Raw genomic sequence first — 13,007 nt, 5'->3', positions numbered from 1 at the left:
CAGGTGGTGATCCGGCCGATGATGTACCTGGCGCTCTCCTACGACCACCGGATGATCGACGGCAAGGACGCGGTCCAGTTCCTGGTCGCGGTCAAGGAGCTGCTCGAGGATCCGGCGCGCTTTTTGCTCGAGGTTTGAGCGGCGCCCTGCTCGTCTGATTAGTCATTGGCCTGCTCCGCTCTCCGGAGCGGGTCGTAAACAAAGGATCGGGAAGATTTCATGGCCGATAAATTCGATGTGATCGTCATCGGCGCGGGCCCTGGCGGCTATGTTGCCGCCATCCGTGCCGCACAGCTCGGACTGAAGACCGCCTGCGTGGAGAAGTGGGTCAACAAGGAAGGCAAGACCGTCCACGGCGGCACCTGCCTCAACGTCGGCTGCATTCCCTCCAAGGCGCTGCTCGAGACCTCGCACAAGTTCGTCGAGGCGCGTGATCATTTCGCCGAGATCGGCATCGAGGTCGGCGACGTATCGACCAACGTCGCCAAGATGCTCGAGTTCAAGCAGCAGGTGATCAACAAGAACGTCGGCGGCATCAGCATGCTGTTCAAGGCCAACGGCGTCACCGCGCTCGAGGGCGCCGGCAAGCTGCTCGCCGGCAAGAAGGTCGAAGTCACGGGCCACGACGGCAGCGTCGAGACGTACGAGGCGAGCCAGGTAGTGATCGCCTCCGGTTCAGTGCCGGTCAACATCCCACCGGCGCCGATGACCGGCGACATCATCGTCGATTCGAGCGGTGCGCTCGAGTTCACCGAGGCGCCGAAGCGGCTCGGCGTGATCGGCGCAGGGGTGATCGGTCTCGAGCTCGGCTCGGTATGGAGTCGTCTCGGCAGCGAGGTCACGGTAATCGAGGCGCTCGAGGAGTTCCTTCCCTCGGTGGATGCTCAGATCGCCAAGGAAGCCCAGAAGCTGCTCGCCAAGCAGGGCCTCGAGATCAAACTCGGCGCCAAGGTCACCGGCAGCGAGGTCAAGGGCAACGAAGTCGAAGTGCGCTATGCCGACAAGGAGGGCGACAAGACCCAGACCTTCGACAAGCTGATCGTCTGCGTCGGCCGCAAGCCCTATACCGAGAAGCTGCTCGCCGATGACGCCGGCGTCGAACTCGACCAGCGCGGCTTCATCAAGGTCGATGAGCAGTGCCGCACCAGCGTCGATGGCGTATTCGCGATCGGCGACGTGGTTCGCGGCCCGATGCTCGCGCACAAGGCCTCGGAAGAGGGCGTGATGGTGGCCGACATCATCGCCGGGCATAAAGCGCAGATGAACTACGAGGCGATCCCGAGCGTGATCTACACCTCGCCGGAAGTCGCCTGGGTCGGCAAGACCGAGCAGCAGCTCAAGGCCGAAGGGGTCGACTACAAGGTCGGTACTTTCCCGTTCTCGGCCAATGGCCGGGCGCTGGCCAACAACGCACCGGAAGGCATGGCCAAGGTGATCGCCGACGCCAAGACCGACCGTGTGCTGGGCGTCCACATCCTCTCCCAGCACGCCGGCGAACTGGTGGCCCAGGGAGTCATCGCGCTCGAGTTCGGCTCGAGTGCCGAGGATCTGGCGCTGACCTGTTTCGCTCACCCGACCACTTCGGAAGCGATCCACGAAGCAGCACTGGCGGTGGATGGTCACGCCATCCACATGGCCAATCGCAAGAAGCGCAAGTGAGATTCGAAGAGGGCCTCGAGGCCCTCTTCGTCTATCGGTGTCGCCGCGTCGCGCTCCGAGCCCAGGCGCTCAAGCCTTGGCCTCCTGCGCGAACGCATCAACGCGACCCGCAAGCCGACGCATGCGAGGCCGTCGAGAGACTTACGTATGCAAGGACCCTGTGTGACGTCCGGGAGGGTATCTTCCAGGCGCCGAGCCAGGCAGCGTCCATGGCGGCTGCGGTCGTAAACAGTCCAATGCAACCAATGGCATGAGAGACGATGAACCTTCACGAATATCAGGGTAAGCAGCTGTTCGCCGACTACGGCCTGCCGGTATCCAAGGGCTTTGCAGTCGATACGCCCGAGGATGCCGCCGCTGCCTGTGACAAGATCGGCGGCGATATGTGGGTGGTCAAGGCACAGGTCCACGCCGGTGGGCGCGGCAAGGCCGGCGGGGTCAAGCTGGTCAAGAGCCGCGACGAGGCCAAGGCGTTCGCTCAGCAGTGGCTGGGCAAGAACCTGGTGACCTACCAGACCGACGAGAAGGGCCAGCCGGTCGCCAAGATCCTGGTCGAGTCGTGCACCGACATCGCCAACGAGCTCTATCTGGGCGCGGTGGTCGATCGTTCCAGCCGCCGGGTCGTGTTCATGGCCTCGACCGAGGGCGGCGTCGAGATCGAGAAGGTCGCGCACGAGACCCCCGAGAAGATTCTCAAGGCGACCATCGATCCGCTGGTCGGCGCGCAGCCCTACCAGGCGCGTGAGCTTGGCTTCAAGCTGGGGCTGAACAAGACCCAGCTCGGCCAGTTCACCAAGATCTTCCTCGGCCTCGCCAAGATGTTCGAGGAAAAGGATCTGGCGCTGCTCGAGATCAACCCGTTGGTGATCACCGAGCAGGGCGACCTGCACTGCCTCGACGCCAAGATCAATCTCGACTCCAACGCGCTCTATCGTCATCCGGACCTGCGCGCGATGCGCGATCCCTCCCAGGAGGACGAGCGCGAGGCGCACGCCGCCGAGTGGGAGCTCAACTACGTCGCGCTCGACGGCAACATCGGCTGCATGGTCAACGGTGCCGGTCTCGCCATGGGCACCATGGACATCATCAAGCTCAACGGCGGCCAGCCGGCCAACTTCCTCGACGTAGGTGGCGGTGCGACCAAGGAGCGCGTCGCCGAGGCGTTCAAGATCATCCTCTCGGACGATTCGGTCAAAGCGGTGCTGGTCAACATCTTCGGCGGCATCGTGCGCTGCGACATGATCGCTGAGGGCATCATCGGCGCGGTCGAGCAGGTGGGTGTCGAAGTGCCCGTGGTCGTACGCCTGGAAGGCAACAACGCCGAACTGGGTGCGAAGAAACTGGCCGATAGCGGTCTCAACATCATTGCGGCAACCAGCCTGACCGACGCGGCTCAGCAGGTCGTCAAAGCAGCAGGGGGCAACCAATGAGCATCCTCATCGACAGCAACACCAAGGTCATCTGCCAGGGCTTCACCGGCGGCCAGGGCACTTTCCACTCTTCCCAGGCGATCGAATACGGCACCAAGATGGTCGGTGGCGTGACCCCGGGCAAGGGGGGCCAGACCCACCTCGAGCTGCCGGTGTTCGATACCGTCAAGGAAGCCGTCGAGAAGACCGGCGCCGAAGCCTCGGTGATCTACGTACCGGCTGCGTTTTGCAAGGACTCGATCCTCGAGGCGGCCAACGCCGGGATCAAGCTGATCGTCTGCATCACCGAAGGCATCCCGACCCTCGACATGCTCCAGGTCAAGGTCAAGTGCGATGAGCTCGGCGTGCGCTTGATCGGGCCGAACTGCCCGGGCGTGATCACCCCTGGGCAGAGCAAGATCGGCATCATGCCGGGACACATCCACCAGCCCGGCAAGGTAGGGATCGTTTCGCGCTCCGGCACCCTGACCTACGAAGCGGTCAAGCAGACCACCGACCACGGTTTCGGTCAGTCGAGCTGCGTCGGTATCGGCGGCGACCCGATTCCGGGTTCGAGCTTCATCGACATCCTCAAGCTGTTCCAGGAGGATCCGCAGACCGAGGCGATCGTGATGATCGGCGAGATCGGCGGTACCGCCGAGGAAGAGGCCGCGGCCTACATCAAGGAGCACGTGACCAAGCCGGTGGTCTCCTACATCGCCGGCGTCACCGCGCCTCCCGGCAAGCGCATGGGCCACGCTGGGGCGATCATCTCCGGTGGTGCGGGCACTGCGGATGAGAAGTTCGCCGCGCTCGAGGCCGCAGGGGTCAAGACCGTACGCTCGCTGGCGCAGATCGGCGATGCGCTGAAGGAAGTCACCGGCTGGTAATCGCTGTGGCCGCTAGCCGATGATCAGAATGCCGGGCGCCCTTCAAGGCGACCGGCATTTTTCTTGGGCCGAAAAAAAGCATCGCAAAGTGGTTTTACATAACTCAGGTTATACCGCCCGCGTGCTGTGACGATTGACAATACCTCCGCGCGAATCAACTGGTTGCGTCGATGGACAGGCGACTGTGCAGAGCGTGCAGCAGGGAGTTCGGTGCGCTGGCGGGTGCCGATTCACTATCAATTGCGGTATTAAGAACGACGATAACCAAGATTGTGGACCGCAGACCATGACGCATCGAGAAAGCTGCATCGTTTCCCAGTTCAGTCATTACGGGGAATTGAGCGATGGTGATATGGAGATTCTTGCTGAGCTCGAGAAAGAGCCGCTGAGGGTATCGGCGGGGACGACGCTTTGGAAAGAAGGAGACGAAACCAACGATCTGTACGCGATCAGCCAGGGCTGGGCGATTTCCTATCGCGACATGAACGACGGCACCCGGCAGGTACTCGACGTCTATCTGCCTGGGGATGTGATTGGGCTGGCCGATTTTTCTTTCGCCTGCCGGCTGGCCAACGTCAACATGCTGACCTCAGGGGTGGTATGCCGGCTGTCGATGGACCGCCTGAGCAACATGTTCAAGAGCTCGTCGCGGCTCGGTTCGACCTTGCTGTCGATCTCCGCACGCAACCAGACGCTGCTCACCGAGCGCCTGGTGAATCTTGGACGGCGCACCGCGCGAGAGAAGCTTTCGCATTTCATCTTCGAGATGTACGTGCGGCTCAAGCGTATCGATCGAGGCATCGGCAACCAGTTCGAACTGCCGCTGTCGCAGCAGGTGCTCGCCGACATCCTTGGCCTGAGCGCTGTGCATATCAGCCGTACCTTCTCGGACCTGCGCGAGGAGGGTTTGATCTATCGTCATCGCAACCGCATCGAACTGCCGGATCCCGAGCGCATCTCCCAGGTAGCGAGATTCTCGGCCAACTCGATGAGCGACGGTATGCGAAGGCTCTACTACTGAGCCAGGCCGGGCGCGCCGCGCGGCAGGGTGATACGCCAATGGCGGATCGGAAAGAGGATGCAGGGAGCTTTGCCCCATGGCGATGATCTCCCGTCATCGGCCCCCTTTAATGCCTGGCCCGTGGATTGGCTAGACTAGGGGCCATCCGCGAGGCATCCTCGCTGGTCATCCCCCTTGAACGCGTGCCGCGCCATTCGGCCCGGTGCGCCTCGGCAATAGAGGCAATCCGCGCAATGAGCCAGTCCAGTCAAGACGTCACCGTCGTCGAAGAGCTCTCCTCCAACAAGAGCTTCGGCGGCGTCTACAAACGTTTTCGCCACTACTCGCGGGTACTCGACTGCCCGATGATCTTCGGCATCTTCCTGCCGGATCAGGCCGCCCATCCTCGGCCCAAGCTGCTCTGGTGGCTTTCGGGGCTGTCCTGCACCGATGAGAATTTCATGCAGAAGGCGGGCGCCCATCGGCTCGCCAGCCAGCTCGGCCTCGCGATCGTCTGCCCCGATACCAGCCCGCGTGGACTCGACCTGCCCGGCGAGCATGACACCTATGATTTCGGCTCGGGTGCGGGGTTCTACCTCAACGCCACCGAAGCGCCCTGGCGCGACCACTACCGGATGTACGACTACGTCCTCGAGGAGCTGCCGCTGGTAGTGCGGGCGAACTTCGATTTAGCCGAGCGTGAGTCGATCTTCGGCCATTCCATGGGCGGGCACGGCGCACTGGTGCTTGCACTGCGCAACCCCGGGCGCTACGCCTCGGTGTCGGCGTTCTCACCGATCGTCAATCCCTCCGCGGTGCCGTGGGGAGAGAAGGCGTTCTCGGGCTATCTGGGAGCAGACCGCGAGGCATGGAAGGCCTACGACACCTGCGAGCTGATCCTCGCCGGCAGCGGCCAGCCCGATCGCCTGGCGCTGTTCGTCGACCAAGGGGAGGCGGACGACTTCCTCGAGCACCAGCTCAAGACCGAGCGGCTCGAGCAGGCCTGCGCGGTGAGCGGTCATCCGCTATGGCTGCGTCGCCAACCCGGCTACGACCATAGCTACTTCTTCATTGCCAGTTTCATCGACGATCATCTGCGCTACCACGCCGAACGGCTTGGCTGAGTTCAGCCATCGACCAGCCGGCCAGTCGTCGTCTTGGTCATGCATATTTCAGCCCGGTATCGCAGAGGAGGGTGGCCACCTGCGGAGCATCGCCCAATCCGCCCCGCTGGATGAGCTTGACGCAGGCGCAGACGTTGGCCGCCGACGAATATCCTACGTGCAGACCTTCCTGATGGGCCAACCGGCGCTTGTAGTCGATGACCTCCTCATCGGTGACCGCCAGGTAGGCATCGACGAGCCGGGGATCCCAGTGGGGCGGCCGTGTGCCGTATCCGGTGCCCTGGATGAGGTGCTGGGGCTTGTGCAGCGGTTGGCCGGCGAGCACCTCGGCGCCGGCTGGCTCGACCGCGGCGCAGACGATGCCTCCGCGCTGGCGCTTGAGATAGCGGGAGACGCCGACGAAGGTGCCTGCGCTGCCGACGATGGCGACGAAGGCGCTGAGTTCTTCGCCCAAGTCCGCATGGATCTCGGGCCCAGTGCTCAGCTCATGAGCCGCGGTACTGCCGTCGTTGTTGAACTGGTCGACGTAGAAGCCGTCACGGTCGGCGGCCACTCGCTTCGCTTGCAGTGTCGCCGCGGCGATATCGGCACCGGTGACCTTGCCGGGCCGGCCATCGACTTGATCGACCAGGATCACCTCGGCGCCCAGCGCCTCCAGCATGCGTACGCGCTCTGGGCTGTTCCCGCAGGACATCACCGCGATGAAGGGATGGCCCAGGGTGGCACAGACCACCGCTAGGCCCGCGCCCATGTTGCCACTGGTCATCTCGACCACGGGTTGCCGCGGCGACAGGGAGCCCGAGGCTCTGGCATGTTCGAGGATGTAGCGCGCCGGACGATCCTTGATGCTGCCGCCGGGATTTTGGAATTCCGCCTTGGCCCAGATGGTGCTGCCTGGCGGGCTGAGCCGATGCAGTGCCAGCAGCGGGGTTCGGCCAATCAGCGCCAGGCTGCTCGATAGTTTCATTTGACGTGTCTCGAAGGTGGTTGGGTCTTCATCCTGGAGGATCAGCGGGGCCGGGCTCAGCGATAGAAGATCGTCAGCAGGATCGTGGCCGTGTCGCCCAGGTTGCGATAGCAGTGGGGGATATCCGCGGCAAAGCGGCTCGTCTGACCGCGAACGAGGCGCTCGGGCGAGTCGTTCGCGCCCAGCTCGAGCTCGCCGGCGAGCACCAGGGCGTGCTCGATCACCCCCGCCGGATGGGCGGCAGCGATCCGTTGCGCACCGCGCTCGAAGCGCATCAGGTAGACGTCGATCCGGGCGCCTTCGCCCTGGCGGCAGAGCAGGGTGGTGACGATGCCGTTCGGTGGCGACTCCTCGAATGACAGCGGTGCCTCGAGGGTATCGACCAGTTCGCCGAAGGTCACGCCGAGGGTGCCGGCAAGGCGCCAGAGCGTATCGACGGTCGGGTTGCCGAGGCCCTGCTCGAGATTGGAGAGATTCGACTTGGCCATGTTCGCCCGCTCGGCCAGGGCCGATAGCGAGAAGCCGCGTGCTTCGCGCAGCTGGGTGATCCGGCCACCGAGCCGGGCGCGCAGCGCTGGATCCATGGGTTTATCTCGTTCGATGAAAAGAACGTTCTTTTTATCGAACGATGGCGGAAAAAGCAATCGACCGGGGCGGCGTGGTTTCACCCCGGGCCGGCTGCGGCGAGGACAATGCGCCGGATGAACGGCTATAATCCCACTTCCCACCCCTTCGACTTGCCGAGAACTCGATGCCCAGAGCCACTCGCCGTACGCGCTCGCCTTCCTTCATCGCAAGGCTGGGACGTTGGATCGCAGGGCTTTCGGTGGGGTTCGTGATGCTTTCGGTACTCTCCGTGCTGCTTTTCCGCTGGCTGCCGGTGCCGGTATCTTCGGTGATGATCGAGCGCGAACTGCAAGCGCTCAGTGAAGGGCGCGCGATGGGCTACGACTATCGCTGGGTCGACTACGCCGATATTTCCCCGCAGCTCAAGCTTGCAGTGATCGCCGCCGAAGACCAGCGTTTCCCCGTTCACCATGGTTTCGACCAGCAGCAGATCCAGCAGGCGCTGAGCGCCTGGCGCAGCGGGGGCTCGCTGCGCGGTGCCAGTACGATAAGCCAGCAGACCGCCAAGAACCTATGGCTTTGGAGCGACTCGAGCTGGTCTCGCAAAGCGATCGAAGCCTGGTTCACCCTGCTGATAGAGTTCCTGTGGCCGAAGCAACGGATTCTCGAGGTCTACCTCAATCTCGCTGAGTGGGACGTCGGGGTGTTCGGTGCCGAAGCCGCGGCCAGGCACTACTTCGGGATCGGCGCCGCCGAGCTCGGCACAGGGCAGGCCGCGCGGCTGGCGGCGGTGCTGCCGGCGCCAAGAGTGTGGGACCCGCTGCGGCCTAACGCCCGCGTGGCCCAGCGCATCCAATGGGTGGAGAGGCAGATGCGCCAGCTCGGTGGGGTAGGCTATCTTCAACGTCTGCAATGATGGTGGCTCGGTATCGGATTTCCCTCTCGCCACCGACCTGTAGTAGCGTGCGCGCCCAGTGCAAGCGTTCGCCGCGCTCGCGCAGACCAAACCAAAGGGGGCAAGGCGCCTCCACAGGAGTGAACGTGACTCAATCCCTTTCTCCCGACACCGGGTCCCGCGTCTCGATCTGGAAAGCCTGGAGCGTGCATGCGATCACCGCCAGCGGGGTGGTGCTGGGGATGATGGCGCTGCTTGCGCTGGTCGACGGCAACCCGGTTGCCTGCCTGCTATGGCTGGGTGCCGCGATGATGGTCGACGGCCTGGATGGCACGCTGGCGCGGAAGTACGAGGTCAAGACGGTGCTGCCGCACTTCGATGGCTCGACCCTCGACATGGTGATCGATTACCTCACCTGGGCGTTCATCCCGGCGATCTTCATCTACTACTTCGTGCCGCTGCCGGCCTATCTCGAGCTGCTCTCGGTGGTGATCATCCTGCTCTCGTCGATGTTCTGCTTCTGCAACGTCAATATGAAGAGCCAGGACAATTACTTCGTCGGTTTTCCCGCCGCCTGGAACATCATCGCCGCCTACTTCTACATCCTCGACTTCCCGCCCTACGTCACTTTCGCGATCATCGTGGTACTCGCTGCGCTGACCCTCACCCGGATGAAGTTCCTGCATCCCTTCCGAGTGCGCCAGTTCATGCCGCTCAACATCGCCGTCACCCTGCTCTGGTGCGTATGCGCCACTTCGCTTGTGCTGTCGAGCCCGGTGCACGCCAGCTGGGCGCTGTGGGGATGGGCTGCGACCTCGGTCTACTTCATCGCGATGTGCGTCTGGCGCACCGCGCGTGAATGGGGCGCTTGAGTCAGGGGGAATCTCTCGTTTCCCAGGCACGGACGATCAAGATCCGAGGTGGGTGGAGGTGTGGCTCGGCGCATGCCTACTGGTCTTTTGGGCATTCGCGGCTGATAGGGTTGGGGAAGGCGCTGAGCAAAGGGGAGGCGTGGCTTTTCACCGCGGATGACGCCTCCCCATGTCGCTCGTTCAGGTCAGGTAAGACCGAGCTAGTTCTGCTCAGCCGGCCTGGAGCAGCTTGCCCGCGTCAGGCCCCGAGCGCAGGGTATGAATTTGTTCGATACGGATCAGCACCGCGAACTTGGGCTTTTTCATTCCTGCCATTGCAGCGAAAGCGAGCGCGTCGTCGTAAGGCGCTCCGCTGTCATATATTTCGGCCTGCCCGATGAAGCGATAGCCATCCAGCGCCTCGCGGTCAATCACGGCTACCGCGATCCGCGAGCCAGCGCGCAGATTCTCCAGTGTTTGCCCTCCCGTATTCTCGTTGTAGATCAACGTGTGGTCGTCATATATCCGCAGCGAGCGCTTTGGCCCGATGTCGGGCAGGCCCTCACGGGATACGGTCGACTGAATTGGCAGCTGGGTGGCGAGCATGTGCTTCATTGCTTGGTCGAGCGTCGGCATCTTCAAAGGCTCCTTGGCATGATGATTTGACTGTAGAGAGCCTATTTAAACCAAAACAAAACAAATTAACCATGGTTGTTTTGGCTTTAGTGATGTCGCCGCGCTCTGCCCGATGAAGAGCGACCCGCTGCATCGAGTATGGCCGTGACGCCAAGGATTTAGAACCAGGTCGGTAGCAGGCCGTTCTGCCAGGCGTAGCGGCCGAGCATGGCGAGACAGACCAGTACGATCACCGGGCGGATCAGCCGCGCACCGCCGGAGACCACCGCGCGGGCACCGAGGTAGGCACCGACGAACTGGCCGACCACCATGACGGCGCCGACCAGCCACAGCACTTTGCCGCCGAGGATGAAGATCGCAAGCGATGCCAGGTTGCTGGCGAGGTTGAGCGCCTTGGCGGTAGCGGTGGCGGTGACCAGGTCGCGGCCGCGCAGGGCGACTTCGGAGAGTGAGAAGAACGAGCCGGTGCCAGGGCCGAAGAAGCCGTCGTAGAACCCGATCAGCGGGATCACCAGTCGCCGATGCAGGCGCTCGCCGATGCGCGGCTTGCGTTCGATACTGCCGGCGCCGGGGGCGAGCAGGAAGTAGAGCGCGATCAGCGTGAGCACCACCGGCACCAGGATCTCCAAGGCGCTGGCGTCGACCCACTGCACCAGCACCGCGCCTATCGCCGAGCCCGCCAGCGACCAGATGAACGGGCGCTTGAGCTTGGCGGGATCGATGTGCCCGCGTCGCCACAAGGTCAGGGTGGAGATCAGCGTGCCGAAACTGCCCTGCAGCTTGTTGGTGGCGATCGCGTTGATCGGCGGTACCTGCATGAGCATCAGCGTGGGCACGGTGATCAGCCCGCCGCCGCCGGCGAGTGTGTCGATGAAGCCGGCGACCAGCGCGACGCCGCCGAGCAGTAGGATCAGGTGCCAGTCGAGGGCCAGTTCCATGCAGGGTTCTCAAGGCCGAGGAAAAGGAGACCCGCCATGGCAGGCGGGCCTGTGAGTCAGAACCGCGCGTCGTCCACGCCGATGGCCTCGGGAACCCGCCAGCCGACATCGCGCAGGTCGCGGTCGAAATCGGCTTCGATTCCCATCAGCTTGGCGAAGATCGCCATCCGCACCGGGATGCCATTGTCGGTCTGGCGGAAGATCGCCAGGCGCGGGTCGCCGTTGAGATCGGTGCTGAGATCGTTGGCACCGGGGCGTCCGTCGCGTGGCAGCGGATGCATGACGATGGTACCGGGAGTGCAGCGACGATCGAGGAAGGCGCGATTGACGATGAACTCATCGGAGATGCCCTTGAAACTCTCGATCATCTCTTCGGTGAAGCGCTCTTTCTGGATACGTGTCGCGTAGATCACGTCGATCGGTTCGAACACCTCGTCGAGGCTGTCGCGGAGCTCGAGGCGATGGCCGCGATCGGCCACCAGGTCCAGCAGCGGGGTCGGCATCTCGAGCCCGGTCGGCGCGACCAGGGTGATGTGCATCGGCTCGTGCAGCGAGAGCAGCTTGATCAGCGAGTGCACGGTGCGTCCGTACTTGAGATCGCCGGTCATCAGGATATGCGCGCCGGCCAAGGGTCGCTGGATACGCTCGAACTCGCGCTCGATGGTGTAGAGATCGAGCAGCGCCTGGCTCGGGTGTTCGCCGGGGCCGTCGCCGCCGTTGATCACTGGCACGTTGACGGCGCTGGCGAACTCGGCCACCGAGCCGAGGTCCGGGTGGCGCATTACCAAGGCGTCGCAATAGCCGCCGAGTACCCGGCTGGTATCGGTCAGCGATTCGCCCTTGGCCATCGACGAGAAGGTGAAGCCGGTGGTGTCGCAGACCGAGCCGCCAAGGCGGCAGAAGGCGACGTTGAAACTGATTCGGGTACGGGTGCTGGCCTCGAAGAACAGGTTGCCCAGTACCGCCCCTTCGAGTACGCGGCAGATCTTGCGCCGTCGGGCGATCGGCTCCATCCGCTGGGCGATGGCGAAGAGTTCATCGATCGCATCGCGATCGAGCTGATCGACGGAAAGCAGATGGGGAGTCATGGCGGAGGTCTCCTTTCGCGAGGTCGGACGAGAGCGGTGGCGGGCGGCAGTTTATCACTCGCAGCCGGCTCGCGTGAGCGCACACGATGGGTCAGTTTCGACAGCTGAAATGTGAGCCATTGTAAGGGCGGGTGGTGGAGCGGTGACTCATACCGGCGGTGATAACTCTTCGTTACATTTTTGAAGTCTTTTTTTCGCCATGGGGTTGAAAAGAACTTGGCCCACCAGCAGTGATAGGGCGTCACGGTGTGGATTTTCGCGCAAAAGAAACGAGGAAAATCACTGTGAATGGGGAACTCATGTGCGCGACTGCCGTCGTACTCATGGCAAGCAGCTAAAGTGAAACTCCCGGAGGATGTAATGAAACGGACCACCGCCATCATCTCAGCAACCCTGCTCACCACTGGTGCAGTCGCCGCTCCCGCGGTCTTCGCCCAGGAAGCGGCCCAGCAGGGCGGCGCCGCGGCCCAGTCCGCTCCCGCACAGCAGAACTTCAGCGATCAGCAGTTGCAGGACTTCGCTTCCGCTTCTCAGGAGATCGCCTCGATCTCGCAGAGCTATACCGATCGCTTGCAGTCCGCGGGCAGCGATGAGGACCAGGTTCGCCAGGTTCGCGAGGAGGCCAACGAAAAAATGGTTCAGGCCGTCCAGGACAGCGGCCTCCAGGTCGAGGAATTCAACCAGATCGGCCAGGCCATCCAGCAGGATCCGGAACTGCTTCAGCGCGTCCAGGCCATGGTGCAGGAGCAGTAAGCGTCAGCCGCGCAGCGACATGACTGCGTAGTCGAGACAGCGGCGGCGGCCGGCTTCGGGCCGGGCGTGGTGCGATGACCGCGAGTCGCTGTACGAGGCCCCGATGGAGACATCGGGGCCTCGTTGCATCCGGGCGGTGCCCGATCGCTTGGCTGGGAGGAGCCGGGCCGATCGGCTACACTGCCTTGCTCGAACATGGCGGTATCGATACCGCCGCTTCTTTTCGCCGC

Annotated in this window: 14 protein-coding genes; 9 read left to right on the top strand and 5 right to left on the bottom strand. The window is 63.3% G+C overall.

The annotated features are described in order from the left end of the window. From Q376_RS24575 to fghA, 6 genes are all read left to right on the top strand, one after another. The coding region (locus Q376_RS24575) for a 2-oxo acid dehydrogenase subunit E2 (RefSeq protein ID WP_211266680.1) at nucleotides 1-138 on the top strand (138 nt) is incomplete at its 5' end. 81 nt (nucleotides 139-219) lie between these two features. Then, nucleotides 220-1,659 carry a dihydrolipoyl dehydrogenase gene (gene lpdA, locus Q376_RS0120400; RefSeq protein ID WP_027351861.1) on the top strand — a complete coding sequence of 480 codons (1,440 nt, stop codon included), beginning with the start codon at nucleotides 220-222 and terminating at the stop codon, nucleotides 1,657-1,659. Between the two features lie 260 nt (nucleotides 1,660-1,919). Continuing rightward, on the top strand, nucleotides 1,920-3,089 hold the full coding sequence (gene sucC / locus Q376_RS0120395; RefSeq protein WP_027351860.1) for an ADP-forming succinate--CoA ligase subunit beta: 1,170 nt from the start codon (nucleotides 1,920-1,922) through the stop codon (nucleotides 3,087-3,089). After that, on the top strand, nucleotides 3,086-3,958 hold the full coding sequence (sucD, locus tag Q376_RS0120390; protein WP_027351859.1) for a succinate--CoA ligase subunit alpha: 873 nt from the start codon (nucleotides 3,086-3,088) through the stop codon (nucleotides 3,956-3,958). Before sucC ends, sucD begins: the two co-directional genes overlap by 4 nt. Nucleotides 3,959-4,244: 286 nt before the next feature. After that, a complete protein-coding gene (locus tag Q376_RS0120385) occupies nucleotides 4,245-4,979 on the top strand; it encodes a Crp/Fnr family transcriptional regulator (RefSeq protein WP_027351858.1) in 735 nt (244 codons plus the stop codon). 233 nt (nucleotides 4,980-5,212) lie between these two features. Beyond that, nucleotides 5,213-6,082 carry an S-formylglutathione hydrolase gene (gene fghA, locus Q376_RS0120380; RefSeq protein WP_027351857.1) on the top strand — a complete coding sequence of 290 codons (870 nt, stop codon included), beginning with the start codon at nucleotides 5,213-5,215 and terminating at the stop codon, nucleotides 6,080-6,082. A gap of 37 nt (nucleotides 6,083-6,119) precedes the next feature. Here fghA and Q376_RS0120375 read toward each other — a convergent pair whose 3' ends face one another. Next, nucleotides 6,120-7,049, bottom strand: coding sequence for a PLP-dependent cysteine synthase family protein (locus Q376_RS0120375; protein WP_027351856.1), 930 nt, complete (start codon nucleotides 7,047-7,049; stop codon nucleotides 6,120-6,122). Between the two features lie 56 nt (nucleotides 7,050-7,105). Next, complete coding sequence (locus Q376_RS0120370) at nucleotides 7,106-7,633, bottom strand: helix-turn-helix domain-containing protein (protein ID WP_027351855.1); 528 nt, start codon at nucleotides 7,631-7,633, stop codon at nucleotides 7,106-7,108. Nucleotides 7,634-7,800: 167 nt separating this feature from the next. Between Q376_RS0120370 and mtgA the strand changes: the two genes are divergently transcribed. After that, a complete protein-coding gene (gene mtgA, locus Q376_RS0120365; protein ID WP_043449148.1) occupies nucleotides 7,801-8,532 on the top strand; it encodes a monofunctional biosynthetic peptidoglycan transglycosylase in 732 nt (243 codons plus the stop codon). 125 nt (nucleotides 8,533-8,657) lie between these two features. Then, nucleotides 8,658-9,383 carry a phosphatidylcholine synthase gene (gene pcsA / locus Q376_RS0120360; RefSeq protein WP_245599014.1) on the top strand — a complete coding sequence of 242 codons (726 nt, stop codon included), beginning with the start codon at nucleotides 8,658-8,660 and terminating at the stop codon, nucleotides 9,381-9,383. A 210-nt stretch (nucleotides 9,384-9,593) separates the two neighbouring features. Here the strand turns inward: pcsA and Q376_RS0120355 are convergent, their stop codons facing one another. The 3 genes from Q376_RS0120355 to pyrB form a co-directional block, all read right to left on the bottom strand. Next, nucleotides 9,594-9,998 (bottom strand): pyridoxamine 5'-phosphate oxidase family protein, encoded by a 405-nt coding sequence (locus Q376_RS0120355; protein WP_027351852.1) that lies wholly within the window; start codon nucleotides 9,996-9,998, stop codon nucleotides 9,594-9,596. Between the two features lie 158 nt (nucleotides 9,999-10,156). Continuing rightward, on the bottom strand, nucleotides 10,157-10,936 hold the full coding sequence (locus Q376_RS0120350; protein ID WP_027351851.1) for a TSUP family transporter: 780 nt from the start codon (nucleotides 10,934-10,936) through the stop codon (nucleotides 10,157-10,159). Nucleotides 10,937-10,992: 56 nt separating this feature from the next. Then, on the bottom strand, nucleotides 10,993-12,024 hold the full coding sequence (pyrB, locus tag Q376_RS0120345) for an aspartate carbamoyltransferase (protein WP_027351850.1): 1,032 nt from the start codon (nucleotides 12,022-12,024) through the stop codon (nucleotides 10,993-10,995). 360 nt (nucleotides 12,025-12,384) lie between these two features. Here pyrB and Q376_RS0120340 point away from each other — a divergent pair, with 360 nt between their 5' ends. Then, nucleotides 12,385-12,777, top strand: coding sequence for a DUF4168 domain-containing protein (locus Q376_RS0120340; protein WP_027351849.1), 393 nt, complete (start codon nucleotides 12,385-12,387; stop codon nucleotides 12,775-12,777). The last annotated feature ends 230 nt before the right edge of the window (nucleotides 12,778-13,007 follow it).

Source organism: Halotalea alkalilenta DSM 17697 (genome assembly GCF_000621205.1).
GTDB lineage: Bacteria > Pseudomonadota > Gammaproteobacteria > Pseudomonadales > Halomonadaceae > Halotalea > Halotalea alkalilenta.
This window is presented reverse-complemented; position numbering and strand designations above follow the sequence as displayed.

Excerpts from the sequence above, each read along its gene's own strand:
- pyrB (WP_027351850.1), bottom strand. The coding sequence starts at position 12,024 with ATGACTCCCCATCTGCTTTCCGTCGATCAGCTCGATCGCGATGCGATC.
- Q376_RS0120375 (WP_027351856.1), bottom strand. The coding sequence starts at position 7,049 with ATGAAACTATCGAGCAGCCTGGCGCTGATTGGCCGAACCCCGCTGCTG.
- sucD (WP_027351859.1), top strand. The coding sequence starts at position 3,086 with ATGAGCATCCTCATCGACAGCAACACCAAGGTCATCTGCCAGGGCTTC.
- mtgA (WP_043449148.1), top strand. The coding sequence starts at position 7,801 with ATGCCCAGAGCCACTCGCCGTACGCGCTCGCCTTCCTTCATCGCAAGG.
- Q376_RS0120350 (WP_027351851.1), bottom strand. The coding sequence starts at position 10,936 with ATGGAACTGGCCCTCGACTGGCACCTGATCCTACTGCTCGGCGGCGTC.
- Q376_RS0120385 (WP_027351858.1), top strand. The coding sequence starts at position 4,245 with ATGACGCATCGAGAAAGCTGCATCGTTTCCCAGTTCAGTCATTACGGG.
- Q376_RS0120340 (WP_027351849.1), top strand. The coding sequence starts at position 12,385 with ATGAAACGGACCACCGCCATCATCTCAGCAACCCTGCTCACCACTGGT.
- lpdA (WP_027351861.1), top strand. The coding sequence starts at position 220 with ATGGCCGATAAATTCGATGTGATCGTCATCGGCGCGGGCCCTGGCGGC.
- Q376_RS0120355 (WP_027351852.1), bottom strand. The coding sequence starts at position 9,998 with ATGCCGACGCTCGACCAAGCAATGAAGCACATGCTCGCCACCCAGCTG.
- Q376_RS0120370 (WP_027351855.1), bottom strand. The coding sequence starts at position 7,633 with ATGGATCCAGCGCTGCGCGCCCGGCTCGGTGGCCGGATCACCCAGCTG.
- sucC (WP_027351860.1), top strand. The coding sequence starts at position 1,920 with ATGAACCTTCACGAATATCAGGGTAAGCAGCTGTTCGCCGACTACGGC.
- fghA (WP_027351857.1), top strand. The coding sequence starts at position 5,213 with ATGAGCCAGTCCAGTCAAGACGTCACCGTCGTCGAAGAGCTCTCCTCC.